Here is a 25,672-nt window from a genome sequence, read left to right on the forward strand (position 1 = left end):
GAAGCCTCACATTCTGAATACAGGCGTATGGCGACCGGCTTCGGGCACCGATGTCACGATGGCCAGACACAGGCCAAGGATATCGCGGGTTTGCGCGGGTTCGATCAGCCCGTCATCCCAAAGCCGCGAGGTGGCATAATAGGGATCGGACTGTTCACCGTACTGGGCCCGAACCTGCTCCTCGATTAGCTTCATGTCGGCCTCCATCTTGCCCGGGTCGCCCCCTTTCTGGCGGCGCAGTTCCAGCATCACATTTGTGGCGATGTCGGCAGACATGGTGGCCAGTTCCGCCGTGGGCCAGGCGAAGAGAAAATTCGGGGCGAAACCACGTCCGCACATGCCGTAGTTGCCTGCCCCGTATGAGCCGCCCAAGAGGACCGACAGGCGCGGCACCTTGGCAACCGACATGGCATAGACCAGCTTGGCGCTGTCTTTGGCAATGCCGCCGCGCTCGGCTTCGGTGCCGACCATGAAGCCCGAGATGTTGTGGAGGAACAAAAGCGGGATGTTGCGTTGATCGCACATCGACACGAATTGCGCGCCCTTGAGCGAACTGTCGGACACAAGCGCCCCATTATTTGCGAGAATGCCCACTCGATAGCCGTGAATCCGCGCGGTGCCGCAGACCAGCGTCTCACCCCATCCGGGCTTGAATTCGCGGAATTCGCCGGCGTCGATCATGCGCAGCAGAACCTCGCGCATGTCATAGGGCTGTTTGCGATCGGCGCTGATGACGCCAAGCAGTTCCTCTGGGTTGCGCGCCGGCGGCGCGCAGGTTGCATCGGGACCCATCGGGCGCGACAGGCCCAGTTCGGATACGATGTCGCGCATCAGAGCAAGCGCATGATACTCGTCCTCGGCCAGATGGTCAGACACACCGGAGAAGCGCGAATGCATCTCGGCCCCCCCCAATGTTTCTCCATCAACCTCTTCGTTGATCGCCACCTTGACGATCGAGGGGCCGCCCAGATGGATGCGTGCGTTGCCGCGTACCATGATGACTTCGTCCGACAGGGCCGGGATATAGGCCCCACCGGCCGTGCAGCCTCCAAAGACCGCCGAGATCTGCGGCAGGCCGCTCGCGGACATGTTGGTTTGACGATAAAAGGAATTGCCGAAATGGCGGGCATCGGGGAAAACCCGGTCCTGCTCTGGCAGATAGGCACCGCCGCAATCCACCAGATAGAGGCAGGGCAGCCGGTTCTCGGCTGCGATTTCCTGGGCGCGGATGTGTTTCTGCACGGTTTCGTGATAGAAAGACCCACCCTTCACTGTCGCATCGTTGGCGATCACAACGCAGGGCAGCCCGTGGACGATCCCGATACCGGTCACGATCCCCGCACCGGGCACCTCGCCCCCGTATTGACCGTAGGCGGCAAGCGACGACAGCTCAAGAAACGCAGTGCCCGGATCCACCAGCAGGTCGATCCGTTCGCGGACCAACAGCTTGCTGCGCTTGCGATGCCGCGCGACCATATCGGGGCGGCCGCCAGCCGTTGCTTCGGCGATCCGCGCGCGCAGCGTTTCGACGCGCTCGCTTAGTGCGGCGTGGTTGCGGGTGTAGGTCTCTGATGCGGTCAGCACCGCTGTTTCAAGACGTGCCATGAAGTCAGGTATCCTGTCTTTGGAGTATCCCGTTGAGGAACACATCGGCATAGGTGCGTGACAACGCATCGGCGCTACCGCGGTCCGGGTCGAACCAATCGAGCGTGGCGTTCAATGTACCGATCAGCATCAGGCGCAGGCGACGGATATCGACGTCTTGCTTCAGCGTGCCGTCTTTCTTAAGCTGGGACAGAAGACTGTCCCACTCTGCCTCATAGGCCCTTCGCGTAGGCAAGTTGGCATCCCGGACGGATTGCGGCACCTGCCCGAAAATACGCACATTCGCCGATGTATAATCGCTCACATCAAGAAGTGCGCGCAGATGCGCCCGGATCGCGGCGCGCAGTACCGTTTCGCCGTCGGTATCGGCCCGCAGGTCGGTGATGGCGTCTCTCATGCTCGCGTGAACGACTCGAATCCCTGCATCAAGAACGGCCGCGACGATCTCGTCCTTGGAACCGAAATGATAGTATATGCTACCCGCCTTGATCCCGGCGGCCTCGGCAATTTTTCGGAGCGAAACGGACCCGTAGCCTTGTTCGCGGAAAAGCCGCGCGGCAATGTCCAGCACCCCGTCCCGTCCAACCGCGCTGCGCGATGTCTCGTTGACTTTGATTGCCGTGTTTTGTGCCATAGACTTTCGTATCCCCCAACGCCTAACTAACGCCTGTTAGGTTAATAACTCAAGTGAGTCAATCGTCGTGATCGTGCCAGACTAGAGTTTGCGGAAAATTCCGCATTGGCGACCGCCAAGAGGCCGCCCAGACATTAATGTGCTTGCCCGGACCACGTCATCGGGTCCGGGCAACTGCCTTAGATCACGAAACCGCCACCGCAGATGACGTGCTGGCCTGAAATGAAGTTCGATTCCGGCGCACAGAACAGATAGACGGCACCGGCAGCTTCTTCCGGAGTGCCGACCCGGCCCAGCGGGATCATGCGCTCCATCTGGGACAGGAGATCGGGATTCACGCCGACCTTGATCTCTTTTTCTTCGACCTTGATCGTGCTGTCGCCATCCGCGCTGCCTTCGGTCAAGCGGGTGCGAATCGGGCCGAAGGCGACGGCGTTGACGTTGACCTTATAGCGGCCCCATTCCTTGGCCATCGTCCGGGTGACCCCTAGGATACCGGCCTTAGCGGCGGAATAGTTGATCTGGCCAGCATTGCCGCCGGTCCCTGCGATGGACGAGATGTTGACTACCTTGCGGAACACCTCTTGCCCGGCGGCGGCCTCTTCCTTGGCCTTGGCGCTGATCACCGGCTGGGCAGCGCGCAGGATCTTGAAAGGTGCCGTCAGGTGGACGTCGATGATCGCCTGCCACTGTTCGTCGGACATCTTCTGAACGACGCTATCCCAAGTGTAGCCTGCGTTGTTCACGATGATGTCTAACCCGCCAAAGCTGTCCACGCCGGTCTTGATGAACCGTTCGGCAAAACCGACTTCGGTAACGCTGCCGGCACAGACCACGGCCTCAGCTCCCATTGCGCGCACCGCCTCGGCGGTTTCATTGGCCGGACCGGCGTCCAGATCGTTGATCACCAGCCGGGCCCCTTCCGAGGCCAGTTTGAGAGCGATTTCGCGGCCAATGCCCCGGCCCGAGCCCGAGACCAGCGCCACGCGCCCGTCGAGTTTTCCAGTCATATTGATTCCTCCCGAAAGGCGCTATCAGGCTTTTTCATAAAGCGTGGTGACGCAGGCCCCGCCGAGGCCCAGATTGTGCTGAAGCGCCAGACGTGCGCCATCAACCTGGCGCGCATCTGCCTGGCCGCGAAGCTGCTGAACGAGCTCGGTACATTGCGCTAGGCCGGTCGCCCCAAGCGGATGGCCTTTGGACAAAAGACCGCCCGACGGGTTGGTCACGTATTTTCCGCCGTAGGTGTTGTCGCCATCATCAACGAATTTCGCCGCTTCGCCGCGACCGCAAAGGCCAAGCGCCTCATAGGTGATAAGCTCGTTGTGGGCGAAACAGTCGTGCAGTTCGACCACATCCACGTCCTCGGGCCCGATGCCCGCGTCCTCGTAAACCTGATCGGCGGCGCGCTTGGCCATCGAAAAGCCGACCACTTCGCGCATGTCATGGGCTTCGAAAGTTTCCGGGCCGTCGGTCGTCATGGCCTGCGCCGCGATCCGAACCGAACTGTCCAGTCCGTGCTTGTCGGCGAATTCCTTGGAACAAATGATCGCGGCGGCCGCGCCACAGGTTGGCGGACAGGCCATGAGCTTGGTCATGACGCCGGGCCAGACGACCTGGGCGGCCATGACGTCTTCCGCCGTCACCTTCTGCCGGAACAGGGCAACCGGATTCTTCGCAGCATGTCGGCTGGCCTTGGCGCGGATTTTTGCGAAGGTTTCTAGGGGGGTGCCGAACTCGTCCATATGCGCCTTGCCGGCACCGCCGAAGTACCGCAGCGCCAGCGGGATCTCGGCACTGCCAACCAGTTCGTCGGTTTCATTGTCGAATGCCGCAAACGGGCTGACCCGGTCATGGAACATCGCACCGATTGCGCCAGGCTGCATCTGTTCGAACCCAAGTGCCAGAGCACATTCGACCGCGCCGCTTTCAACTGCCTGCCTGGCCAGGAACAGGGCGGACGATCCGGTCGAGCAGTTGTTGTTCACATTCAGAACCGGGATGCCTGTCATTCCGACATGGTACAAGGCGCGCTGACCGCAGGTGCTGTCGCCATAGACATAGCCCACATAGGCCTGTTGGACTTTATCATAATCCAACCCCGCGTCTGCCAGAGCGGACCGGGTCGCAGCGGTCGCCATCACATCGTAGCTTTCGGATTTTCCCGGCTTCTGGAACGGGACCATCCCAACGCCTGCAACATAGGCTTTGTCTGTCATTTCTCTCTCTCCCTAGTTCGGTCAGGCCACCCTAATCGGTCCGCCAGCCTATTTTCTACCATTTGTTAGATTTTAAATCCCAACCTTGGGAAGTGTCAATATCGCCAAGCTGTGACGTAGGGAGCTTGCGCTATTTTCTAACTTGTGTTTGTTTTCGGGCCACACGCCCTGATCGGCGGCACAATTGAGGGATTCTGGTCCCGGCGCAACCGCTGACAAGCGTTTAGCACTCAGCTTACGAAAGGTGGTCGGAATGGCATACTGTTATGAGTTCAAGGGTTTTATACCCGTCGTGCCCGAGGATACATATGTCCACCCCCAGGCCGTTCTGATCGGAAATGTCATCTTGGGTCATGGATGCTACATCGGCCCCGGAGCAAGCTTGCGGGGCGATTTCGGCAGGATCGTGATCGGGGATGGAGCCAATGTTCAGGACAATTGCATCATCCATTCCTTTCCCGGCCGCGACGCCGTGGTGGAAAGCGACGGCCACATCGGCCATGGCGCGATCCTGCACGGTTGCACAGTGGGCCGGAACGCTCTGGTCGGAATGAATTCCGTCATTATGGATGGTGTAGAGCTTGGGGCGGAATCGATTGTCGGCGCGCAGGCGTTTGTGCGTGGCGAAACCGTGATTCCGGCGCGTTCGATGGTGGTGGGATCGCCGGCAAAGGTGATCCGCGAGGTCAGCGAGAAAGAAATCGCGTGGAAAACGCGCGGCACCGCGGAATACCAGCAACTTGCGCGCGATTGTCTGGCCGGATTGAGGCCGGTCGAGCCGCTGAAGGCGGTCGAGGCAGACCGGCCCGGCATGGCGGCCTCTGACGTCGTCTCCATTCAGGAGGCGCGGCGGACATCGTCCTGACCTGTCCGGGAACCGGACCGGTCAGGACTACTTCAGATTCCGAAAGCGCCAGATGCAAGCGCCTTGACGCGGAACGGCACCCCCCGACCCGGTGTGCCGTCCCTCAAGCCTTTACAGACGGAAGATCCCGTAGTGCGGATCGTCGATCGGTGCATTGAGCGAGGCAGAAATCGACATGCCAAGCGCGTTGCGTGTGTCCGCCGGGTCGAGGATGCCGTCGTCCCACAATTCCGAGGTCGAGGTATAAGCCTCGACATCGCGCTTGTATTTTTCCAGCACCGGTTCGCGGATCGCGGCGATTTCTTCTTCGGTCAGCTCTTTGCCTTCGCGCTGAAGCTGCCGAATCTTGACGTCCGCCATGGTATTTGCGGCCTGATCCGCCCCCATCACGCCGATCTCGGCCTGGGGCCACATGAACAGCGTGCGCGCGTCCCAGGCCCGTCCGCACATCCCGTAGTTGCCGGCCCCGTAAGACGCATTGGCGATTACTGTGAACTTCGGCACGACCGAGCCGCCCTGCGCCATCAGCATCTTGGCGCCATCCTTGGCGATGCCTCGTTCTTCGTATTCGCGGCCCACCATATAGCCGGTGATGTTCTGGAAAAAGACCAGAGGCGTGCGGTTCTGGTTGCACAACTGCATGAAATGCGCTGCCTTGAGCGAACTGTCGTTGAACAGCACCCCGTTGTTGGCAAGGATGCCGACCTTGTAACCCCAGATATGGGCAAAGCCGCACACCATCGTGGTGCCATAGTCCGGCTGGTATTCGTGAAAGCGTGAGCCGTCCACGATCCGGGCCAGAACCTCGCGCATGTCGAACTGGGTTTTCCGGTCTTTTGGAATGATCCCGTAGAGTTCTTTGGGGTCATAGTAAGGCTCTTCATAGGCCGCGGTTTCGATGATCGTTTTCGGCGTGCGCTTCCACTGGCCGACAATCTCGCGGGCCAGTGAAAAGGCGTGTTTTTCGGTCGCGGCGCGATAGTCGCCGGTGCCCGATACCGAGGTGTGCATGACCGCGCCGCCAAGCTCCTGAACACCGACCTCTTCGCCGGTAGCCGCCTTGACCAGCGGGGGACCGCCAAGGAAAATCGCCCCTGTGCCTTCGATGATGATGTTGTAGTCGCTCAGCGTCGGCACATAGGCGCCGCCAGCCGTGCAGTGACCGCCGACCACGGCAATCTGCGGGATATTGGCCTGGCTCAGCTTGACCTGGTTGCGGAACACCCGCCCGCCCAGATACCGGTCGGGAAACACCCCGTGCTGCAGCGGCAGGAAACCGCCCGCGCTGTCACAGATATGGATGACCGGCAGGCGGTTTTCCAGCGCGACATCCAGAAGACGCACGACCTTTTTGACCGTATGTGGATACCAAGCCCCGCCCTTGACGCTAGCGTCGTTGGCGTGGATGGCGACCTCGCGACCCTGCACAATACCGATGCCCGTCACCACAGCGGCGCCAGGCACGGTTCCATCGTATTCGCGACAGGCGGCAAGTGTGGAAAACTCCAAAAACGGAGTGCCGGGGTCCAGCAGCAGTTTCAACCGCTCGCGCACGCCCAGTTTGTTCTGGCGGGCAAGGCGGTCGATATCGCGTTGCGGGCGTTCGAAACGCGCCGCGTGCTGGCGGGCGTGGAATTCCTTCAGCCGTTCAGACATGGCGGCATAGTTTGCCTTGTAGTCGGCGGCATTGGTGTCGATCAGACTTTCAATCCTGCGCATTGTCACTCCTCCTCCGGGGCCAATTGGGCCAGGATGTCTTTCAGACCAAAACTGTCGCCTTCGGCGAATGGCATTTCGGCAACGACCCCGTCGCGCGGGGCCGTCAGTGTGGTTTCCAACTTCATGCTTTCGATCACCAGAAGCGGCTGGCCTTCTTCAACCGCATCGCCGGGTTTAACCGCAACCGACACCACGACACCCGGCATGGGCGCCACCAATCGGTCGTCGCTCGCGCCACCGTCGCTTCCGGCCAGGCGTTCGGCGGGATCAACCCGCCCGACTTCGTAGGTTCGCCCGTCCATGTGCACAAAAGTTGCTTCCGGCCCCACGGCCAGTCGCAATTCGCGCACAACACCCTTGGCCCTCAGCTTGTAACCGCCCGGCAGACCCGTCGGGTCCAATTGGCAGGCAACAGCGCCAGTGGGGGTATTGAGCACGAACCGGCTGCCATCATGACCCAGCCAGCAATCAGTCTCTTCTCCGTCCATCTGAAAAATCCGTTGCATCAGTTTCTCCACCCACCCATCTTGCGGTACATTTCCGGTATCTGCATTACGTCACTCACCAGGCGCTCGTCCGATAGGGCCGCCGCCGCCATCAGCAAGTCAGAGACATCTTCGCCCGGCGCGGTCAGCGTTTCGGATTGTTCAGCCAGGAAGCCAGTTGAAACGTCACCAGAGGCGAAATCCGGATGTGCAAGGATTGCATCCAGGTAACCAGTGTTGGTCGTTACCCCGAGAATCACATAGCTTTGCACCGCGCTCCGGGCACGGGCGATGGCCTGCGCGCGATCCGGGCCATGCACGATCAGCTTGGACAACATCGGGTCGAAGTCGGTCGTTACCTTGCCGCCATCCAGAATGCCGCTGTCTACGCGGATCCCCTCGCCCTGGGGTTCGTCCAGCAGCAGGATATTGCCGATCGCGGGGCGAAAATCGGCGGTCGCATCCTCGGCACAGATGCGCAGTTCGATCGAGTGTCCGGTTTGGGGAATATCCGCCTGCACGGCGCTCAGCCCGTCGCCCGCCGCGACACGCAGCTGCTCGGCAACCAGATCAAAGCCGGTTACCATCTCGGTCACCGGATGTTCGACCTGAAGGCGGGTGTTCATTTCCAGGAAATAAAAGGCCCCATCCTGTGCATAGATGAATTCGACAGTCCCTGCCCCGCGGTATTTGACGGCGCGGGCAATTCCGGCAGCGGTCTCGCAGATCTCATCCCGTTGCTCGGGGGTCAGCGCCGGTGACGGCGTTTCCTCGATAATCTTCTGGAACCGGCGCTGGATCGAACATTCACGTTCCCAGAAATGGACCACGTTGCCCTGTCCGTCGCCCATCACCTGCACCTCGATATGGCGCGGGCGTTCGATATAGCGTTCGACGAAAAGCCGCCCGTCGCCGAAATATCGTTCGCCTTCGCGGCGCGCGGTTTCGATTTCGGTCTCCAGCGTGCTGTCCTCGCGTACGACGCGCATGCCCTTGCCGCCACCGCCGGCCGAGGGCTTGATGAGCAGCGGATAGCCAACGGCGCGGGCGCGTTCGACAAAGCTCGCCGGATCATCATCCTCGATGGCCGAGGGGGCGACGGGAAACCCGCGTTCCTCGACGAAGGCGCGGGCGCGGACCTTGTCCCCCATCAGGTCGATGACCTCGGACGTCGGGCCGACAAAGGTCACTCCGGCTTTTTCCAGCGCCGCGACAAAACCGGCATTCTCTGACAGAAAGCCATAGCCGGGATGAACCGCGTCCGCGCCGATCCCTTTGGCGGCTTCGACGATCTGAGGAATATCGAGATAGGCGGCCACGGGCGTCGGGCCGTCGATCATCACGACCTCATCTGCAATCAGATGCGCCGGCCCCTCTTGCTCGGCGACATGACGCAACACGGCAGTCGCAAGCCCGCGGGCCTTAGCGGTGCGCAACACGCGCGCCGCGATCTCGCCCCGATTGGCGACCAGGAGTTTCGAAATGGTCATGGTGTCGTCCTCTTAGTTCCGGGCCGCGGCATTCAGTCCGTCACGTGCGGCCAGATCGGCTGGCACGGGAATTTCGATATCAAGCAGCATCTGCGCGAACCCTTTGCCCTGCGGGTCTATGCGGACCGAAGCGATGCCCCCCCCGCCCAGCGAGTCATGCAGCAGGAAATTCAGCGAATGGCTTCCGGGCAGGTCGAACCGTTCTACCCTGCCGTCGCAGACATGGGCGAAATAGTCCTTCACCACCTCTTCGCTGAGAGCCGAGCGGATATATGGCAGGTAGTCCGGCTTGCGCGCGAGGATGCCGATATTGGCGATGTCCCCCTTGTCGCCCGAGCGGCCCCAGGCCAGATCGACGAGGCGGACCTTGACAACGTCCGGACCGGGCTCGCGGCTATCTGCGGGCGGTGCGGCAGGCGGATCAAGGTGGACTGGCGTGGCGGCCACGCTCACGGGCACATCCTTGCCGTCGACCTCGACCGCGACGGGGGTCTCGGCCTTGCTCTGAAGGAAGGAAAATAGACGGACCACCGGCTGCACCTTTGGCCGTCCGGCGAAGAACCCGGTCAGACCCTGCGCGGTCGAAATCGCCATCGGTGCGATTTCGCCGGCAAAGATGTTCAGCGCGGCGCGATCGTCATGGACCGCGCCGATCTTGAGCACCACCTCGCGGGTCCGGGCGCGCGCATTTGCGCCATAGGCCGCCTCGGCCCCCAGCACCTCGACGCTGACCTGCCGGAAATCTCCCATGTTGCGGTCGCGGAAAATCCGGCGACAGCGGGTCAGGATCGCCTCGGCCACACGTTCGGCCTTGGCGGGTGCGTCAATCGCGGCCAGTGTCAGGGTAGAGACCGCGCGCCAGCCATCGGCATGGGTCGCCGACACCTTGTAGCTGTCGGTGCGCCCAAGCCCCCTGCCGCCCTTGACCAGCACCCGGTCGGGTCCGACCTGTTCCAGGGTGACCCCGGACCAGTCGCAGATCACGTCGGGCAACAGGTAGGCGCGCGGGTCCCCGATTTCATAGAGCATCTGCTCTCCGACTGACCCGGGCACGACCAGCCCGCCGGTGTCAGGCGTCTTGGTCATGATGAAACTGCCGTCTTCGGACACCTCGACGATGGGCATGCCCATATTGTCCCAACCCGGCACGTCCTGCCAGTCGGTGAAGTTGCCGCCGGTTCCCTGGGGGCCGCATTCGATCAGGTGGCCGGCCAGCGATCCCTGGCTGAGCTTGTCCCAGTCATCGTCGCCCCAACCGTATTCATGCATCAGGGGACCAAGCGCGACCGCGCTGTCGGCGCAGCGTCCGGTGATCACGATGTCGGCCCCGGCATCCAGCGCGGCAGCGATGGGGCGGGCACCCAGATAGGCATTCATGCTCCAGATATCATCTGGAAATGCGACACCCGAGAACATTTCCGTCTGACCGTTTTTGCGAATTTCATCGGCCCTAGGCAACAGGTCATCGCCTAGCACGACTCCGATGGACAGATCGATCCCGGCCTGGGCGGCGGCTTTGGCAAGCGCATCGCTGCAGCCACGCGGGTTCACGCCCCCTGCATTGGCAACGACCTTGATCCCTTTTGCCTTGATATCCGACAACCAGGGTGCCAGCGCCTTGACGAAGTCCGGCGCATAGCCCGACTCGGGCGCTTTGGCGCGGGCCCGCGCCATCAGCGACATTGTCACCTCTGCCAGATAGTCAAACACCAGATAGTCGATCTCGCCCTTTGAGACCAGTTGACCGATCGCTTCCGGCGTATCGCCCCAGAAGCCCGACGCGCATCCGATGCGCAGCTTTCGTTCCGACATATTCCTCTCCTCCCCGTTTGATCAGCGGCCCGTCCATTCGGGTTTGCGCTTCTCAATAAAGGCATCAAAGCCTTCGCGCGCGTCTTCGGTCTGCGCCACACGCGGTAACAGTGTTTCTGCAAACCGCATCTGCTGCGGATAGGTCATGTCCTCCATCGCGTGACAGGCGTATTTTCCCAGCCGGATCGCGCTCGGCGACTGCGCGGCGATCTGGGCAACCAGTTCTGCAACCTTGTCGTCCAGCCCCGCGGCATCGGTCACATAGTTGACCAGATTGAACTGCAGGGCTTCCTCGGCCGTCAGAGGAACGCCGGTGATGAACATCTCCATCAGCCTCCGCCGGGGCAGCACGCGCATCATGGGTGGCACGATCGTCATGGGAAACAGACCTACCTTCACTTCCGGCGTTCCGATGCGGGCATGATCCGCCATCACAGCCAGATCGCAGGCACAGATGATGCCCGCTCCCGCCCCCATCGCGACGCCATTGATGCGCGCGATCGTTGGCTTTCGGCACGCCTGTATCGTCTCGAACAACCTTCCGGCAAAATGATCCGGGTCCGCCGGATCCTGAACAAACGGGCCGCCATCCGCCCCCGCCTTGATGTCGCCCCCGGCACAGAAGGCGCGCTCGCCCTCGCCGGTCAGAACGATCACGCGGCAATCGCTGTCCGTCTCGGCAGCACATATGGCGGCCATGATCCCGTCTGCGACCTCACGGTTGAGGGCATTTCGATTGTCAGGACGTCGAATCGTGATACGCACTTCTTTGCCGAGCGCCTGCGATTGAACAACGCTCTCAGTCATTTCCGAAGCTCCCCCCCTGTATTCAGGACACCGCGCTTTCTTACGTCAGGTCGTCAAAAGCTTGGCTTGATCTATTTTCTAACATATGTTTGATTTTGGTCAACACTGCGGACGACATTTTTCGGGAGGATGATATGACCACTCAAAGTGAGGCTATCGCGGCTGATCTGGAAGCCATCAGGGCGAACTATTCTTTGACTGATGAGCAAAGCCAGATCGTCGATCACGTGGATCGGGTATCGCGCGAGGTGCTGCACCCGCTGCAGGCGCGCATGGATGACGAGGAATGGTGGCCCGATGATCTGTTCAAGCAGATGGGCGAGCTGGGCCTGCTGGGGATTACCGCGCCGGAGGAGCTGGGCGGATCGGGGCAGAACGAGTTCACCCAGGCGCTGGTGTCCGAGGTGATTTCGAAGTGGAACCCGGCTGTGGGCCTCTCGCACGGGGCGCATGACAACCTGTGCCTGAATAACCTGCTGCGCAACGGCTCCGAAGAGCAGGTGAAGAAATACGTGCCGGGCCTTTGCTCGGGCGAGCTCGTCGGTGCTTTGGGCCTGACCGAACCGGGTGCGGGATCCGATGCGCTCGGATCCATGGCCACCACTGCCCGCCGCGACGGTGATGATTATGTCATCAACGGCTCGAAGATTTACATCACCAACGGCCCCATTGCCGATGTGATCCTGCTTTATGCCAAAACCGACAAGTCGAAGGGCGCCAAGGGCATTTCTGCTTTCATCATCGAGACGGACAATCCCGGTTTCAAGGTGGCGCAAAAGCTTGACAAAATGGGCTTTCGCGGCTCGCCAACCGGAGAACTGGTGTTTGAGGATTGCCGCGTACCCGCATCCGCCATGGTTGGACCGGAAAACACCGGCGTTTCGGTGGTAATGAGCGGGTTGGATCTGGAGCGTGCTATGGTTGCCTCAGTCTGCGTTGGCATGGCCGAACGCGCCCTGGAACTAGGGCTGGAATACGCCAAGATTCGCGAACAATTCGGCAAACCGATTGCAAGTTTCCAGATGATGCAGTCGAAACTGGCCGAGATCTACACCGAGGTCGAAACCGCGCGCGCATTCGGTTATCGGGCACTGGCCGCCTGTACGGGCCTACCAAAAGGGGCCGGGGGCCGTGGCGAAATCCACAAACTGACCGCGGCGGCCTGTCTTTACGCAGGCGAGGCATTCAACAAGGCGGTGACCGAAGCCTGTCATATTCATGGTGGCTCTGGCTACATGCAGGACACCGAGATCAACCGGCTGTTCCGCGCCAACAAATTGTTGGAGATCGGCGCGGGAACAAGCGAAGTCCGCAAGATCATCATTGCCGAAGAACTTTTGCGCGCCTGAGGGGGACGAGACAATGAACAAGCAACTGCGCAACGACACCGCTCTGCCAACACATTTCATGACGGACGAACAGCAGGCCCTGGCCGATCAGGCCGGCAAGTTCTTCATGTCCGAATTCCACCATCTGAATGCGGAAATGGACGATACTGATGACCTGCCGTCTTCGGTTTTCCCCAAGCTGGGCGAAATGGGCTATCTGGGACTGAACGTGCCGCCGGAATTCGGCGGCGCTGGTTTGGATTTCACCTCGGCCTGCATCATCACCGAACAGCTGTCGCGGGCCTCTGCCGCGATTGGGCTGACTCATGTGGCGCATGACAATTTGTGCGTCAACAACATCTATCGCAACGCCAATGACGATCTGCGCCGAAAATACCTGCCAGGTCTGTGCAACGGAACGCTGATCGGCGCCCTGGGTCTGACCGAACCCGGCGCGGGGTCTGATGCGCTTGGCTCGATGCGGACCACGGCCAAAAAGGATGCCGACGACTACATCCTGAACGGCGCCAAGATCTACATCACCAATGGGCCGATTGCCGATCTGGTGCTGGTCTATGCCAAGACATCGCCCGAAAAAGGGGCCAAGGGCATTTCCGCCTTTATCGTGGAAACCGACACGCCCGGTTTCAAGGTGGCGCAGAAGCTCAACAAGATGGGATTCCGCGGCTCGCCGACGGGCGAACTGGTATTCGAAGATTGCCGTGTTCCGGCCAGAAACATGGTCGGCAAGCTGGATGGCGGGGTTGCCGTTACCATGTCCGGACTTGATCTGGAACGTGCCATCGTCTGTTTCAACGCTCTGGGCATTGCGCAGCGGGCGCTGGATATTTCCATCGACTACGCCAAGACACGCCAGCAATTCGGCAAACCGATCGCCAGTTTTCAGATGGTTCAGGCGATGCTGGCCGACATGTATACGCAGATCGAGGCCGCGCGGAGCCTGTCCTTGCGCACCGCTGCCATGTGTGAAGGCCTCGAAGAGGGCGAAGGCGGGCGCGGCGAAATCCACAAGCTCACCGCTGCGGCGATCTACAAGGCCGCTGAGGCGACATCCTTCGTGCTGGACAAAGCTGTCCAGATTCACGGCGGCTCGGGTTACATGCGTGATACAGAAGTGAACCGGCTGTACCGGACCGGTCGCGTGCTTGAGGTCGGCGCAGGCACCCAGGAGGTTCGCAAACTCATCATTTCTGGCGAATTGCTGAAGAATTAGGGGCGGAACATGAGCGAAGCGAAATCAAGGCGTTACGCGTCGGATCTCATGGCGGGCCAGGTTGCCCTGGTCACGGGGTCCGGATCTGGAATGGGCCGGGCGACGGCGATCGAAATGGCCGCTTGCGGGGCCAGGCTTGCGCTGTTCGCGCGCCGCGAAGAGCCGCTGGAAGAGACCGCCGAAATGATCCGGGCGGCGGGGGGCGAGGCCTTTGTCGTGCCCGGAGACACCCGCGACGAAGACAGTATCGAAGCTGCGATGGGGCGGATCAAGGACCACTATGGGCAGTTGGATGTTTTGGTGAACAATGCCGGCGGCCAGTATATCGCGGCCGCCCGCGATATCACCAACAAGGGCTTCGAAGCCGTGATCCGCAACAACCTGATCGGGTCTTGGCAGATGACCCGGGCAGCGGCGGATCACTTCATGTACGACAATGGTGGATCGGTTGTGTTTGTCACCGCCATCTCGGCGCGCACCGCGCTTACCGGCTTTACACACACCGTCGCCGCCCGCGCCGGTGTAACGGGCATGATGAAAACGCTGGCCGCCGAATGGGGCGAGTACGGCATCCGGCTGAACTGTGTCGCGCCGGGCACGATCAAGACCGATGCGCTTGGCCGCTATCCGATTCCGCCGGAACAGTGGAAAAAGCTGAACCGCTCGGTGCTAAACCGGATGGGGGCGGCCGAGGACATCGCAGGCACGATCATTTTCCTGGCCTCGAAACTTGGCGGTTTCATCACCGGAGAAGACATTTATGTAGACGGCGGTGAGACCTTGCATATGGGTCATGACGCGCGGGACATGATCAACCCCGCGATGTTCGAGAAACGCGAACGGGGAGATGGCAAGAATGAGTAAACACCCAGTCCTTCTGGAGATTTCCGGCAGGATCGCCACGGTTACGCTGAACGATCCCGAGCGGCGCAACCCGGTCACCGGAAACGACATGATCGCTGCCCTTCTGGAGACCTTCGCCAAGGTGCAGGCCGATCCTCAGGTCAGCGTGATGATCCTGACCGGCGCCGACCCGGCCTTTTGTGCCGGCGGCGACATCAAGGAAATGAACGATCCCGACAGCGTGTTCCGCAAGGAGCCGCTGGCGGCGGCGCAGAGCTATGTTGATGGGGTGCAGCGGCTGCCGCTTGCGCTCTACAACATGGATATTCCGACCATCGCCGCAGTCAACGGCCCGGCGGTGGGCGCGGGGTGCGACCTGACCATGATGTGCGACATGCGCATCGCGTCGGAAAAAGCAAGGTTCGGCGAAGTGTTTCTGAATCTCGGAATCATTCCGGGCGATGCGGGCAGCTGGTTCCTGTTGCGTCGTCTGGGCCACCAGAAGGCCGCCGATCTGACCTTCTCAGGGCGCATGGTCGAGGCCAAGGAAGCGCTGGAGCTTGGTATGGTGCTTGAACTTGTGCCTCATGAAAAATTGATGGAACGGGCCCGCGAACGGGCCGCTGTCATCGCCGCGAAACCGCCGCGCGCGGTGCGGGTCGCCAAGCGTCTGATGCGCAATGCCGAACGGATGGACCTGCCGGATTTTCTGAATTCCGCGGCGGCCTATCAGGCGCTCATGCATCAGACCGAAGACCACCACGAGGCGGTTGCTGCGTTCGTCGAAAAACGAAAACCCAATTTCACGGGGCGTTAAAGGAAAGATCGCATGTCAGACATCACCCAAAAGAAGATGGAGCAAATCGCGCAGATGTGGAATGCGCGCGGCAAGGGTCTGATAACGCATATGGCGCTTGAGATCGAAGAGGTCTCGACCGAACGTGTTCGGGTTCGGATGCCGTTCAATCCGGACTTTTGCGTCGATGCGGAACAATCGCTGCTCCACGGTGGTATCCTGACGGCACTTCTGGACAGTGTCTTTGGACTGGCGAACTTTGTTGCCATCGAAGGCGTCAGTACCATGGCCACTCTTGACCTCAGAGTTGATTACCTGCGCCCGGCCCGTTCGCGCGCGGATGTCATCGTTCAAGCGCATTGTTTTCGCAAGACCCGCCACATCGCCTTCAATTCCGGCAGCGTCTGGTTCGCGGGCCATGAGGATGCTGAAATAGCCAGGGGAACCGCCTCGTTTGCATTGACGCGCGGCGAAACCAGCCTGTTTGACGCAATGACAAAAGGAAAAACCTCGTGATGGACGTGCAAACTGTCAATGCCAATGTTTCCCGGGTGCCGTTCTTCCGATTTCTCAACTTTGAGGTCAGAAGTCTAGACAGTCTCCATGCTGAGGCGGAGATGACCTTTGATGACCCCCATATCGGTAACCCGATCATGGAGTACTACCATGGCGGCATAATCGCGAGTTTTATGGAGGCCACTGCCGCCATCGCGGTACAGCCCGATTTCGCCGACGTTCCGGCCAAGCCGATCAACCTGACCGTCGATTACCTCAGACCCGGTGTGAAGGGACCGCTTTTTGCGCGCGCTAACGTCACGCGCAAAGGCAAGCGGATGGCAAGCGTCAGCGTGCTCAGCTGGCAGACGGATCGGGAAAAGGCGGTTGCCGAAGGGCTGTATCACTTCCTTCTGGTCTGACCGGGGCAACCGCTTTCAGGGCTACCTTGTCCTGTGGACGGGGCCGCTTCCCGGTTACAAATGCCTTCCAGTAACAGATAGATGAGCATGCTGGAGAATTCAGGCAGTGATAGATATCCTTCCACTCCTGCCTTGTTCGGGTCGAACCATTCCACCGTCCAGTTTAAGGCACCCAACATCACCTGGCGCAAGGGGACGATCTTGATATCCGACCGTATGGCACCGTCGTCCTGAGCTTCACGGAGTATCCGATCCCAGAGTTTTCCATACTCATGGCGAATACCCCTGTGCCTCTCCCTGAAATGATTGGGGAGCATTCCATAGCTTCTGATATTCGCCGAGGTGAATTCACTTGCCTTGAAGAGGAAATCCAGGTGCGCCCAGATTGCAGTCGCTATCTTGGCGTGATGATCGTACGGGGCATCGAATTTCCGAACGGCGGCTTCGACACCTGATAGCAAGTCCCTCAGTCCGGCGTTTAGAACTTCGTCAACGATCGCTTCTTTGGAGTTGAAATGGTAATAGACGCTGCCCGCTTTCATGTCCGCTTCTTCCGCGATCTTTCTCAGCGTGGTCGCCTTGTAGCCATTGTCCCTCAGAACGCGCGCTGCGGCCTTTAGAATTTCTGCACGGGTCTTAGCCGCCTTGCTGTCGGGATCCGGGGTTTTGGCGGGAGTGGCGGGGCACAGCTTCAAGCCTTCGGTACCCGCCTTGCGATGTGGACACATTCCGTCAAGTATCAGCTTACTCATTCGTTCCGCGAGGATGCGCACCGGATACTTGTCGACATCGTACCATTCTACGGTCCAGTTCATGGCACTCAGGATGAACTGGCGGATCACAGCAGTGGATATGTCGCTTCGAAGGTGGCCGGCGCGTTTGGCGTCATTCAGGAATTTGCCCCAGGCCCCTGCATATGATGCACGCAATTCGCGATGCGGGGCGCGTGTTTCGTCCGACAACATCGGATAGTTCCGAATATTGGCTGACGTGAAGTCGCTGTCGGTCAAGAGATAGGTCAGATGTGTTTCAATCAGCAGTCCGAAAGTCTTGCGAAAATCCTCCGAACTTGTCGGTGCCGACCGAACAATTTCACTGACCGCCTGATATAGTTGACGGACGCCAAGATCGAGAACTTCGCTCAGAATCTGGTCCTTGGATTGAAAATGATAATAAATGCTGCCGGCCTCAATGCCAGCTTCCTGCGCGATGTCGCGCATAGTCGTTGCGTGATAGCCTTCATACCGAAAAAGTCGCGCGGCCACAGCGAGTATGGCTTCGCGGGTCCTCTCCGACTTGCTTAGATCGTCATTCACTATCCTGGTATCTTCAATCTGTCGTGCCATCCAGTGTCGATACTTGTCGTAGATGAGGCTGTCCATTGCAATTAATCTAACAACTGTTAGATTACATCGGAGAGAGTGTCGAATCAAGCTCTTTTCAAGGTGCAACGGAAGAGGAGGACCTCCACATGCGAGGGTTGAGTGGAAAACGGGTCGTCGTGACCGGCGGTGGGAGCGGCATTGGCCGAGCGGTTTGCGAACGGTTCGGCGCGGAGGGTGCCGAAGTCGCCGTTTTCGATCTGAACAAAGCCGGAGCGGATGAAACCGCCAAACTAATCACTGAATCCGGCGGAAAAGCGACTGCATTTCAGGCGGATATCACCGATCGCGCACAGGTCGACAAGGCCGTCGCCGAGTTCGAATCCGGCGGACCGATTGATGTGCTGGTGAACAACGCGGGCTGGGACGTGATCAAACCGTTCCTCGACACCGATCCCGACCTTTGGAAAAAGGTCATCGACATAAATCTTTACGGTCCGCTGAATATGCATCACGCGGTGCTTCCGGGCATGGTCAAGAACGGCGGCGGCCGTGTGGTCAACATCGCGTCCGACGCCGGACGCGTCGGATCATCCGGCGAAGCCGTGTATTCGGCCTGCAAGGGTGGCATCATCTCGTTCACCAAAACCGTAGCGCGCGAACTGGCGCGTAAAGGTATTCAATTGAATGCGGTCGCCCCCGGCCCGACCGATACGCCGCTGTTCGCTCAGGTTGCCGAGGGCGAGGCCGGTCAAAAGATCGCCGAAGGTCTCAAGCGGGCGATTCCGATGAAGCGTCTTGCGCAGCCGACGGATTACCCTGGCATCATCTGCTTCCTGTCGTCGGACGACGCAGGGTTCATTACCGGCCAGGTGATTTCGGTTTCGGGCGGCCTGTCCATGCACGGTTAAAACGCTGGCAGCAGCGCCGGACTCAAGGCGCTGCTGCCATACCGTGCCAAGAGTTACCTCCCCGACTGGCCGCGCCTTATATGCGGCCCTTTTTCATTCTAGAAAGGTTGCGAATGTTTCAGCCAGGCTCTGACATCCAGCGGACAAGCACGCTGACCGCATTTCTGAGGGGCTGCGGCATTGACAGTTACGAGGAACTCGTCCGCCGTTCGAATGAAGACCCAGACTGGTTCTTGGGGCAGATCATTGACCATGCCGGGATACGGTTCGCGCGGCCCTACAGCCGGTTGCGAGATATCTCCGAAGGGCCCGAATCGATCCGGTGGGCCGTCGGGAGTACTTTGAATCTGACGGAAACCTGTCTTGACGCCCGAATTGCCGATGGCTTGGGCGACAAGGTCGCAATCGACTGGGTCGGCGAAGACGGAAGCCGCCGCCGCTGGACCTATTCCGACCTTACCGCCGAAGCCTCCCGCGTCGCCTCGGCCCTTGCCACGCGCGGTGTAAGGCCCGGTCAGGCGGTGGGCATCTATATGCCGATGATCCCCGAAATCGAGGCCGCGCTTCTGGGTATTGCCCGGCTGGGCGCGGTTGCGGTGCCGCTGTTTTCCGGTTTTGCGCCCCATGCCATCGTATCGCGCCTGAACGACGCGGATGCCGTGGCGGTGTTGACGGCGGATGCCACACCCCGGCGAGGCAAGCCGGTCTGGATGGAAGCGACCCTTGCCCAAGCTTTGACCGACGTACCATCGGTTCATACCGTGATCAGCCTGCGACGGTTCGGCGATGCGGTGGCCGATCCGGCCCGCGATCTGGACTGGACCGAAACAGTGGGCCGCGCCAGTCCGGAGTTTGCCGCCGTTCCCGTCAGTGCCGATGACACCTTTCTCATCGCCTATACATCGGGCACCACCGGGCGGCCCAAGGGTGTCGTGCATACCCATTTGGGCGTGCAGGCCAAGGCCACGGCCGATTTCCTGCTTTGCCTCGACATGAAACGGGATGACCGGCACCTCTGGATGACCGACATGGGGTGGGTCATGGGACCGCTCACCCTTTTATCGGTGCTCTTGTCCGGTTCGACTCTGGTGCTGGCCGAGGGCGCACCATCAATGCCCGGCGATCCCTTCAGGCTGCTGCGTCTTGCGTCCGAGATGGAGGTCACGCATCTCGGCGTGGCCCCGACCCTGGTACGGCAGTTCATGACGCAGGATACTGAATCTTTGTCGGGCTACGACTTGTCGTCCCTGCGCATCGTCGCCTCGACCGGCGAGCCCTGGACCGAGGATGCCTGGCTCTGGCAGCTCGATCATATCTGTCGCCGCCGCGCCGTGCCGCTGAACATCTCGGGCGGGACCGAGCTTTTTGGCGCGATCCTGACCTCGACCGTGCTGCACGAGCTCAAGCCCGGCGGATTTTCGGCCCAGGCCCTGGGTGTCGGGGCCAAGGTTCTGCGCCAGGACGGCAGCGAAGCCGCACCGGGCGAGGTCGGCGAACTGGTCGTGACCCAGCCGCCTCTGGGTCTGACCCCGGCCATCAGGGGGGACCGCGATCGCTACCTTGACACCTACTGGTCCACCTTCCCCGGCCTCTGGCGGCACGGCGACTGGGTGCGCTGCGATCCGGACGGGACATGGTATATCCTGGGCCGGTCGGACGACACGCTGAACATCGCCGGCAAACGCATCGGCCCGCCCGAGATCGAGGCGGCCCTGACCGAAACCGGAGAGGTGGTGGACGCCGCGGCCATCGCGGCACCTGATGACATCAAGGGCGTGGCTGTCGTCTGCGTCTGCGTGGCGGCACCAAATGTGTCGCCGGACGCGGAGCTCGTGAACCGGCTCAAGGATCGTGTCGGGGAGATCGTCTCGAAACCCTTCCGCCCGCGCGAGATCCACTTTGTCGAAGCGCTGCCCAAGACCCGCAGCATGAAAACCATGCGCCGTGTCGTGCGCGCCGCCTTTCTCGGTGAAGATCCAGGCGATCTGTCGTCGATCAGCAACCCGGAAACCATTCAGCCCATCGCAGACCTGCAAAAGGAAAAGTCATGATCACTGTTTTCGGAGCCACGGGCACGACTGGTGCGCCCCTCGTCGACACGCTTCTGGCAAAAGGCGCGACCGTGCGCGCTGTCACCAGCGACCTCTCAAAGTTAGACGCGCTAAAGGCCAAAGGATGCGAGGCGGTCGTCGCGGATTTCACGGACCCTGCCGCGCTGGCGCGGGCCTGTGACGGGGCAGAAAAGATATACCTGGTCACGCCTGCCCATCTGAACATGCGCCAGTGGAAGGCGAACGTGATCGAGGCGGCCAAGGCCGCGGGCGTGCGCCATATCGTTGTGGCCACGGGGCTTGGCGCGTCGCCCAAGGCGGGGCTGACCTTTGGAAAGTGGCATTCCGAAACCCAGGAGCTGCTGAAGCAAAGCGGCCTTGACTGGACCTTTGTCCAGCCGACCTATTTCATGCAGAACCTGCTGTGGCAGGCCGGTAACATTGCAAAGGACGCCGTGTACTATGACGATCTGGGCGGCCCCGTGGCCTGGATCGACGCCCGCGACATCGCGGATGTCGCCGCCGAGGCGCTGACCGCTCCGGGTTACGAAGGCAAGGCTCTTGGTCTGACCGGGCCCGAAGCTCTTACCGGAGAAGATATCGCCGCCCTCCTGTCCAGGGTGACCGGGCGCACTGTCTCCTGCGCACCCCTGCCGGCCGAAAATGCCAAGGCGGGCATGGTGGCTGGCGGAATGCAGGACGAGGTCGCCAGAGCCATGGTCGAATTGGCTTCCATCGCGCCCAAGGGCTACCTTGCCGGCATCGAGACCACGGTCAGCGATGTGATGGGACGCCCGGCGCGCCGATTTGCCGATTTCGTCGCCGAGAACCGGGATGCTTTCGTCAAGTAACCTGATGGCGGCGCCGCTTTATCTCGAACTGGCGCCGCCTGAGGAAGCGGCCAAACAGATCGACCATTTGTTCGTGTTCCGCGATACCGGTGTGCTGAGCGGTGGTGGACGCGGGCGGTTCGCAACCGACCTCTTTACCCTTTCGGTAACGCGCGACGACAGCGGCGGCGGGCGCGTATCGCTGGCAGAACCGCGCCCCTATTTTTCGCCCCGCCCAAGGCCATTCCAGGGTGTCGTGGCCGGGCTGCGACTGTCGTCACGACCGCAGCGATTTCCCGACTCCAAAGGGCTGGACATGCTGGCCTCAGAACTGGCCCGGGTTCAGACCGGGGACGATGACCTGCCTGCGCTCATCGCGGTGCTTGACGGCCTTGCGAGAGACCTGCGCTTTGCCGCACCACCCGGAGCTTACAGCGACCGGACCAAACGTCGAAAGGTGCGGGCGGAAACCGGCGTGTCGCGGCGGCGGCTTGCGACCTTGCGACGCTTTCGCCGGGCTCTCGGGCAGCTTGCGTCAAAGACCCTGCCGCTGAGCGATCTGGCGCTGGACGCCGGATATTACGATCAATCTCACTTGTCCGCCGCTTGCCGGATCTTCGCCGGCAAACCGCCCGGCGCGTTGCGCGCTCTGTCTATTCCGCGTCGTTTTGACCTTTCGCTACAAGATACGCGCCTCAAAGACCGCCTAAGATTGGTCATTGACGAATGAAATCGAAGAGGAAGACCCGCCATGACACAATTCAAACCGAAAAACCCCGACTATGACGCACGCGTGCGCAACAGTTTCGATCGCCAGAAGGTGATGAACACGTTGGGGATCAGCATTGCCGAGTTGTTACCCGGCCGCATCGTTCTGGAAATGGCACATCAGGTTGCACTGACCCAGCAGCATGGGTTTTTGCATGCCGGAATCGTGTCGACAGCGCTGGACAGCGCCTGCGGATACGCGGCCTTTTCGCTGATGCCAGCGGACGCGGCAGTGTTGACGGCCGAATTCAAGATCAACCTACTCAACCCGGCGGACGGCGAACGGTTTCGCTTCGTCGCTGACGTGGTGAAACCAGGCAGGACGCTGACCATATGCGAGGCGCGTGCCTATGCCGTGAAGGGCCAGGATGAAAAGCTCGTCGCAACGATGACCGGAACGCTCATGGCGCTGATCGGGCGGGCGGGGGTCGCGGACTGAGCGCAACCCGGCCGCAGCACATCCGATCCGGGCGGCCGGGCCGATTATTCAGACAGCTGGATCAGCTGTTCCAGCGGCTCGCGACCTCGGCCAACCGTTTCCCGTAGGCGCGCGCGGTATCCAGATCGCCGCCAGCAGGTTCAGACCTGTCAAGCGGTAATGTTAGCTTTTAGCAGTGCGGTCGCCGATTGTCCGTCGTCAGGGTTTTTCGGAGAGCTGAGACTGTATCGTAACGGAGGATCTGGTTCGGTTTCTGTTCAAGTTTATGCGGCAGCGGCCTGATGCTGCAACCGTAATTGGAACGGATGGACGCCCACGGTGCCGATGGGCTGCCGTCACGCCGGAGTTTCCAGTCAGGGCTGAGCTGGCGCACCATTCTGGCCAAGCGCGAGAACTTTCGTGCTGCCTTCGCCGGGTTCGACTTTCGGGGAGTTGCGAACTTTGACGACAACGACATTGAGCGCCTACTTGCCGATGAAGGAATTGTTCGCTATCGAGGCAAGATCGAAGCCGTGATCAACAACGCTCGCCGTACTTTCGAGGTCGTCCAAGAGGAAGGCTCCTTCGCCGCATTCATCTGGCTATATGAACCTGCCAAGGACGACGCACTGCCACAAATGCGGTCCAAATCAACAGCGTCCGAGACCCTTTCCAAAGACCTACGAAAGCTTGGCTTCAAATTCGTGGGACCGACCACCGTATATGCATTCATGCCGGCCATGGGATGTATCAACGATCACGCAGAAGTCTGTTGGATGCGAAAGGACGTCGAAACAGCCCGAAATACCCTTCGCACACCGACATAGGCAACTGTCGGCCAATTAACGTGAAAAAAATCAAGGCCACTTAGCGTGGAAAGTCACAGACAGGTTTCGCGTCAGTCGACCGAGACTTCAGAGCCTTGAGAGTAGCGTGGCCAATTGAGCGGCGTCTTTGGGTTTCAGCTTTGCGCCGATCCTTTCCGACAGAACCCGTTCATAGATCGGCCACATCGCCCTCCTGACAGATTTACCCTTTTCAGAGATAGAAATGTTTTGACCTCGCCCATCTTCCGAGCAGTCCCGTCGGTCCACCAGCCCTGCTTTCACCATGCGGTCCAGCAACCGCGATGTACCGTATTGGGGTAACAATATCCGGTCTTTGAGTTCGAATGGACGGAGTCCGTCCGGGCCTGCCTTCTCGAGTTCGAGAAGCGCGTCATACCATGCAAGTGGCGGGTATCCTGCCGATTTCAGAGACGATTCGACAGCCTCAAGCAAAACGCGGCTTTTAGTCATGAGGGCTGTCCAGGCGGCCTCAGTAGCATGGTCAATCTCGTTCATATCCAGCACCTATCATGTGCATGCAAGTGCATCAACCTTGACGTCGCATGTAACGCGCTATATATAGATGCAAATGCATCGACATATGGGATCATATCATGTCAAAATCGCACCTCACAGAATTTGGGATATTCCTGCTCCGTATAGCACTCGGTATCATGTTCCTGGCGCACAGCCTGTTTCTCAAGCTCTTCATTTTCACACTTCCCGGAACGGCGCAGTTCTTCATTTCGATCGGGCTGCCCGGCTGGTTTGCTTATATGGTATTTGCAGTCGAGGCGATTGCCGGTGCCTTTTTGGTCCTCGGCATACAGGCGCGGTGGGTCGCGTCGGCGACCGTGCCCATCCTGGCCGGAGCGACCTGGGCTCACTCCGGAAACGGCTGGATGTTCGGATACGAGAACGGCGGGTGGGAATACCCGGCCTATCTGACGCTGCTTGCCATCGTGCAAGGGCTTCTGGGCGACGGCCGTTTCGCCCTCAGCCCTTCCTTCGCGCCCGGTAACGTGCAGATGGAGGGAGAGACAACATGAGCCTCCACCTCATTAGCCATGCGGCCTGCCCATATGTGCAGCGCGCGGCGATCTCGCTCACTGAGAAAGGTGTCACGTTCGAGAGAACTGACATCGATCTTTCGAACAAGCCCGACTGGTTTCTTGCCATATCTCCGCTGGGCAAGACGCCTGTCCTGGTTGTGGACGGGACGCCGATTTTCGAATCTGCGGTTATCCTCGAATATCTTGAGGATACACAACCCCACGCGCTTCATCCGCACGACGCTCTTGATCGCGCCCGCCACCGTGCCTGGATTGAATTTGGATCTGCTGTCTTGAACGACATTGCGGGGTTCTACTCGGCGCCGAACGAGAAAGCGTTGGAAGAAAAAGTGGCGGCGCTCCGCGCAAAGTTCCTTCGGCTGGACGCGGAGCTTGGGGAGGGACCATGGTTCGATGGCCACCGGTTCAGCCTCGTCGATGTCGTATTCGGCCCGGTCTTCCGCTATTTCGACGTTTTTGACACCATCGGAGAGTTTGGCGTCTTCACAGGGCTTGCCCGTGTAAGGGCCTGGCGACATGAACTGGAGCGTCGGGTTTCTGTGAAGAATGCCGTCAGTGAAGATTACCCGACCCTTCTGCGTGACTTCATCAGACGGCGCAATTCTTACCTGTCCCAGATCATGCAGACAGGAGGGCCGAAGAAGACAGTTACACAGGTGCGATCGGCTGACCGCTGATCACTTGATATCGTTTTGTCGGGCCGCAGTACAGAACCGGA

The 25,672-nt window shown here is 60.3% G+C and carries 26 protein-coding genes; 15 read left to right on the forward strand and 11 right to left on the reverse strand.

The features are described from left to right. Positions 1–6: 6 nt before the first annotated feature. The 4 genes from KJP28_RS18255 to KJP28_RS18270 form a co-directional block, all read right to left on the reverse strand. A complete protein-coding gene (locus KJP28_RS18255) occupies positions 7–1,605 on the reverse strand; it encodes an acyl-CoA carboxylase subunit beta (RefSeq protein WP_204114559.1) in 1,599 nt (532 codons plus the stop codon). A 4-nt stretch (positions 1,606–1,609) separates the two neighbouring features. Further along, positions 1,610–2,239: a TetR/AcrR family transcriptional regulator gene (locus KJP28_RS18260; RefSeq protein WP_057817049.1), complete on the reverse strand. Its 630-nt coding sequence runs from the start codon at positions 2,237–2,239 to the stop codon at positions 1,610–1,612. A gap of 179 nt (positions 2,240–2,418) precedes the next feature. Beyond that, positions 2,419–3,249: an SDR family NAD(P)-dependent oxidoreductase gene (locus tag KJP28_RS18265; protein ID WP_204114560.1), complete on the reverse strand. Its 831-nt coding sequence runs from the start codon at positions 3,247–3,249 to the stop codon at positions 2,419–2,421. Between the two features lie 24 nt (positions 3,250–3,273). After that, positions 3,274–4,458: a lipid-transfer protein gene (locus KJP28_RS18270; RefSeq protein WP_204114561.1), complete on the reverse strand. Its 1,185-nt coding sequence runs from the start codon at positions 4,456–4,458 to the stop codon at positions 3,274–3,276. 253 nt (positions 4,459–4,711) lie between these two features. On the opposite strand from KJP28_RS18270, the gene KJP28_RS18275 reads away from it, so the two are divergent. After that, positions 4,712–5,323, forward strand: a complete 612-nt coding sequence (locus KJP28_RS18275) for an acyltransferase (protein WP_204114562.1) — start codon at positions 4,712–4,714, stop codon at positions 5,321–5,323. A 111-nt stretch (positions 5,324–5,434) separates the two neighbouring features. On the opposite strand, the gene KJP28_RS18280 is transcribed toward KJP28_RS18275, so the two are convergent. From KJP28_RS18280 to KJP28_RS18300, 5 genes are read right to left on the reverse strand one after another with little or no spacing between them, the layout of a single operon-like run. After that, on the reverse strand, positions 5,435–7,042 hold the full coding sequence (locus tag KJP28_RS18280) for an acyl-CoA carboxylase subunit beta (RefSeq protein WP_138424259.1): 1,608 nt from the start codon (positions 7,040–7,042) through the stop codon (positions 5,435–5,437). Between the two features lie 2 nt (positions 7,043–7,044). Next, complete coding sequence (locus tag KJP28_RS18285) at positions 7,045–7,548, reverse strand: acyl-CoA carboxylase biotin carboxyl carrier protein subunit (protein WP_233145717.1); 504 nt, start codon at positions 7,546–7,548, stop codon at positions 7,045–7,047. Then, positions 7,548–9,017, reverse strand: a complete 1,470-nt coding sequence (locus KJP28_RS18290) for an acetyl-CoA carboxylase biotin carboxylase subunit (protein WP_043753624.1) — start codon at positions 9,015–9,017, stop codon at positions 7,548–7,550. Before KJP28_RS18290 ends, KJP28_RS18285 begins: the two co-directional genes overlap by 1 nt. A 12-nt stretch (positions 9,018–9,029) precedes the next feature. After that, on the reverse strand, positions 9,030–10,829 hold the full coding sequence (locus tag KJP28_RS18295; protein WP_043753627.1) for an acyclic terpene utilization AtuA family protein: 1,800 nt from the start codon (positions 10,827–10,829) through the stop codon (positions 9,030–9,032). A 21-nt stretch (positions 10,830–10,850) separates the two neighbouring features. Continuing rightward, on the reverse strand, positions 10,851–11,636 hold the full coding sequence (locus KJP28_RS18300; RefSeq protein WP_204114563.1) for an enoyl-CoA hydratase-related protein: 786 nt from the start codon (positions 11,634–11,636) through the stop codon (positions 10,851–10,853). A gap of 134 nt (positions 11,637–11,770) precedes the next feature. On the opposite strand from KJP28_RS18300, the gene KJP28_RS18305 reads away from it, so the two are divergent. The 6 genes from KJP28_RS18305 to KJP28_RS18330 are packed head-to-tail and all read left to right on the forward strand — an operon-like array spanning position 11,771 to position 16,754. Further along, positions 11,771–12,985 (forward strand): acyl-CoA dehydrogenase family protein, encoded by a 1,215-nt coding sequence (locus KJP28_RS18305; protein ID WP_204114564.1) that lies wholly within the window; start codon positions 11,771–11,773, stop codon positions 12,983–12,985. 13 nt (positions 12,986–12,998) lie between these two features. Continuing rightward, the gene (locus KJP28_RS18310) at positions 12,999–14,198 is read left to right on the forward strand and encodes an acyl-CoA dehydrogenase family protein (RefSeq protein WP_204114565.1); all 1,200 of its coding nucleotides are present in this window, start codon (positions 12,999–13,001) and stop codon (positions 14,196–14,198) included. Positions 14,199–14,207: 9 nt separating this feature from the next. Then, positions 14,208–15,062: an SDR family NAD(P)-dependent oxidoreductase gene (locus tag KJP28_RS18315; protein ID WP_057796873.1), complete on the forward strand. Its 855-nt coding sequence runs from the start codon at positions 14,208–14,210 to the stop codon at positions 15,060–15,062. Continuing rightward, positions 15,055–15,858, forward strand: coding sequence for an enoyl-CoA hydratase-related protein (locus tag KJP28_RS18320; RefSeq protein ID WP_204114566.1), 804 nt, complete (start codon positions 15,055–15,057; stop codon positions 15,856–15,858). The genes KJP28_RS18315 and KJP28_RS18320 overlap by 8 nt, the downstream gene beginning before the upstream one ends. 12 nt (positions 15,859–15,870) lie before the next feature. Then, positions 15,871–16,353, forward strand: a complete 483-nt coding sequence (locus tag KJP28_RS18325; protein ID WP_204114567.1) for a PaaI family thioesterase — start codon at positions 15,871–15,873, stop codon at positions 16,351–16,353. Then, positions 16,353–16,754, forward strand: a complete 402-nt coding sequence (locus KJP28_RS18330) for a PaaI family thioesterase (protein WP_204114568.1) — start codon at positions 16,353–16,355, stop codon at positions 16,752–16,754. The genes KJP28_RS18325 and KJP28_RS18330 overlap by 1 nt, the downstream gene beginning before the upstream one ends. On the opposite strand, the gene KJP28_RS18335 is transcribed toward KJP28_RS18330, so the two are convergent. Further along, positions 16,736–18,136 carry a TetR/AcrR family transcriptional regulator gene (locus KJP28_RS18335; protein WP_255552475.1) on the reverse strand — a complete coding sequence of 467 codons (1,401 nt, stop codon included), beginning with the start codon at positions 18,134–18,136 and terminating at the stop codon, positions 16,736–16,738. The two genes, KJP28_RS18330 and KJP28_RS18335, sit on opposite strands and share 19 nt — an antisense overlap. Before the next feature lie 89 nt (positions 18,137–18,225). Between KJP28_RS18335 and KJP28_RS18340 the strand changes: the two genes are divergently transcribed. From KJP28_RS18340 to KJP28_RS18365, 6 genes are all read left to right on the forward strand, one after another. Further along, complete coding sequence (locus tag KJP28_RS18340) at positions 18,226–18,987, forward strand: glucose 1-dehydrogenase (protein WP_204114570.1); 762 nt, start codon at positions 18,226–18,228, stop codon at positions 18,985–18,987. 113 nt (positions 18,988–19,100) lie between these two features. Beyond that, complete coding sequence (locus KJP28_RS18345) at positions 19,101–21,038, forward strand: AMP-binding protein (protein WP_204114571.1); 1,938 nt, start codon at positions 19,101–19,103, stop codon at positions 21,036–21,038. Then, positions 21,035–21,889, forward strand: coding sequence for an SDR family oxidoreductase (locus KJP28_RS18350; protein WP_218394044.1), 855 nt, complete (start codon positions 21,035–21,037; stop codon positions 21,887–21,889). Before KJP28_RS18345 ends, KJP28_RS18350 begins: the two co-directional genes overlap by 4 nt. After that, the gene (locus tag KJP28_RS18355) at positions 21,873–22,598 is read left to right on the forward strand and encodes an AraC family transcriptional regulator (RefSeq protein WP_028288568.1); all 726 of its coding nucleotides are present in this window, start codon (positions 21,873–21,875) and stop codon (positions 22,596–22,598) included. The genes KJP28_RS18350 and KJP28_RS18355 overlap by 17 nt, the downstream gene beginning before the upstream one ends. Positions 22,599–22,619: 21 nt before the next feature. After that, the gene (locus tag KJP28_RS18360; RefSeq protein ID WP_027264411.1) at positions 22,620–23,075 is read left to right on the forward strand and encodes a PaaI family thioesterase; all 456 of its coding nucleotides are present in this window, start codon (positions 22,620–22,622) and stop codon (positions 23,073–23,075) included. A gap of 305 nt (positions 23,076–23,380) precedes the next feature. Continuing rightward, entirely contained in the window at positions 23,381–23,881 is a 501-nt protein-coding gene (locus tag KJP28_RS18365; protein WP_204114573.1) for a DNA-3-methyladenine glycosylase I, read from the forward strand. Between the two features lie 87 nt (positions 23,882–23,968). On the opposite strand, the gene KJP28_RS18370 is transcribed toward KJP28_RS18365, so the two are convergent. Further along, positions 23,969–24,397, reverse strand: coding sequence for a MarR family winged helix-turn-helix transcriptional regulator (locus KJP28_RS18370; RefSeq protein WP_043753647.1), 429 nt, complete (start codon positions 24,395–24,397; stop codon positions 23,969–23,971). A gap of 98 nt (positions 24,398–24,495) precedes the next feature. Between KJP28_RS18370 and KJP28_RS18375 the strand changes: the two genes are divergently transcribed. Further along, positions 24,496–24,930, forward strand: coding sequence for a DoxX family protein (locus KJP28_RS18375; protein ID WP_028288569.1), 435 nt, complete (start codon positions 24,496–24,498; stop codon positions 24,928–24,930). Beyond that, the gene (locus KJP28_RS18380) at positions 24,927–25,631 is read left to right on the forward strand and encodes a glutathione S-transferase family protein (protein WP_204114574.1); all 705 of its coding nucleotides are present in this window, start codon (positions 24,927–24,929) and stop codon (positions 25,629–25,631) included. Before KJP28_RS18375 ends, KJP28_RS18380 begins: the two co-directional genes overlap by 4 nt. Positions 25,632–25,672 lie beyond the last annotated feature (41 nt).

The organism is Maritimibacter dapengensis, assembly GCF_019218265.1.
Classification (GTDB): Bacteria; Pseudomonadota; Alphaproteobacteria; order Rhodobacterales; family Rhodobacteraceae; genus Maritimibacter; species Maritimibacter dapengensis.

Excerpts from the sequence above, each read along its gene's own strand:
- KJP28_RS18330 (WP_204114568.1), top strand. The coding sequence starts at position 16,353 with ATGGACGTGCAAACTGTCAATGCCAATGTTTCCCGGGTGCCGTTCTTC.
- KJP28_RS18370 (WP_043753647.1), bottom strand. The coding sequence starts at position 24,397 with ATGAACGAGATTGACCATGCTACTGAGGCCGCCTGGACAGCCCTCATG.
- KJP28_RS18350 (WP_218394044.1), top strand. The coding sequence starts at position 21,035 with ATGATCACTGTTTTCGGAGCCACGGGCACGACTGGTGCGCCCCTCGTC.
- KJP28_RS18270 (WP_204114561.1), bottom strand. The coding sequence starts at position 4,458 with ATGACAGACAAAGCCTATGTTGCAGGCGTTGGGATGGTCCCGTTCCAG.
- KJP28_RS18360 (WP_027264411.1), top strand. The coding sequence starts at position 22,620 with ATGACACAATTCAAACCGAAAAACCCCGACTATGACGCACGCGTGCGC.
- KJP28_RS18380 (WP_204114574.1), top strand. The coding sequence starts at position 24,927 with ATGAGCCTCCACCTCATTAGCCATGCGGCCTGCCCATATGTGCAGCGC.
- KJP28_RS18325 (WP_204114567.1), top strand. The coding sequence starts at position 15,871 with ATGTCAGACATCACCCAAAAGAAGATGGAGCAAATCGCGCAGATGTGG.
- KJP28_RS18275 (WP_204114562.1), top strand. The coding sequence starts at position 4,712 with ATGGCATACTGTTATGAGTTCAAGGGTTTTATACCCGTCGTGCCCGAG.
- KJP28_RS18315 (WP_057796873.1), top strand. The coding sequence starts at position 14,208 with ATGAGCGAAGCGAAATCAAGGCGTTACGCGTCGGATCTCATGGCGGGC.
- KJP28_RS18365 (WP_204114573.1), top strand. The coding sequence starts at position 23,381 with ATGGACGCCCACGGTGCCGATGGGCTGCCGTCACGCCGGAGTTTCCAG.
- KJP28_RS18355 (WP_028288568.1), top strand. The coding sequence starts at position 21,873 with ATGCTTTCGTCAAGTAACCTGATGGCGGCGCCGCTTTATCTCGAACTG.
- KJP28_RS18335 (WP_255552475.1), bottom strand. The coding sequence starts at position 18,136 with ATGGACAGCCTCATCTACGACAAGTATCGACACTGGATGGCACGACAG.
- KJP28_RS18295 (WP_043753627.1), bottom strand. The coding sequence starts at position 10,829 with ATGTCGGAACGAAAGCTGCGCATCGGATGCGCGTCGGGCTTCTGGGGC.
- KJP28_RS18290 (WP_043753624.1), bottom strand. The coding sequence starts at position 9,017 with ATGACCATTTCGAAACTCCTGGTCGCCAATCGGGGCGAGATCGCGGCG.
- KJP28_RS18310 (WP_204114565.1), top strand. The coding sequence starts at position 12,999 with ATGAACAAGCAACTGCGCAACGACACCGCTCTGCCAACACATTTCATG.
- KJP28_RS18305 (WP_204114564.1), top strand. The coding sequence starts at position 11,771 with ATGACCACTCAAAGTGAGGCTATCGCGGCTGATCTGGAAGCCATCAGG.
- KJP28_RS18265 (WP_204114560.1), bottom strand. The coding sequence starts at position 3,249 with ATGACTGGAAAACTCGACGGGCGCGTGGCGCTGGTCTCGGGCTCGGGC.
- KJP28_RS18260 (WP_057817049.1), bottom strand. The coding sequence starts at position 2,239 with ATGGCACAAAACACGGCAATCAAAGTCAACGAGACATCGCGCAGCGCG.
- KJP28_RS18345 (WP_204114571.1), top strand. The coding sequence starts at position 19,101 with ATGTTTCAGCCAGGCTCTGACATCCAGCGGACAAGCACGCTGACCGCA.
- KJP28_RS18285 (WP_233145717.1), bottom strand. The coding sequence starts at position 7,548 with ATGCAACGGATTTTTCAGATGGACGGAGAAGAGACTGATTGCTGGCTG.
- KJP28_RS18320 (WP_204114566.1), top strand. The coding sequence starts at position 15,055 with ATGAGTAAACACCCAGTCCTTCTGGAGATTTCCGGCAGGATCGCCACG.
- KJP28_RS18375 (WP_028288569.1), top strand. The coding sequence starts at position 24,496 with ATGTCAAAATCGCACCTCACAGAATTTGGGATATTCCTGCTCCGTATA.
- KJP28_RS18255 (WP_204114559.1), bottom strand. The coding sequence starts at position 1,605 with ATGGCACGTCTTGAAACAGCGGTGCTGACCGCATCAGAGACCTACACC.
- KJP28_RS18300 (WP_204114563.1), bottom strand. The coding sequence starts at position 11,636 with ATGACTGAGAGCGTTGTTCAATCGCAGGCGCTCGGCAAAGAAGTGCGT.
- KJP28_RS18340 (WP_204114570.1), top strand. The coding sequence starts at position 18,226 with ATGCGAGGGTTGAGTGGAAAACGGGTCGTCGTGACCGGCGGTGGGAGC.
- KJP28_RS18280 (WP_138424259.1), bottom strand. The coding sequence starts at position 7,042 with ATGCGCAGGATTGAAAGTCTGATCGACACCAATGCCGCCGACTACAAG.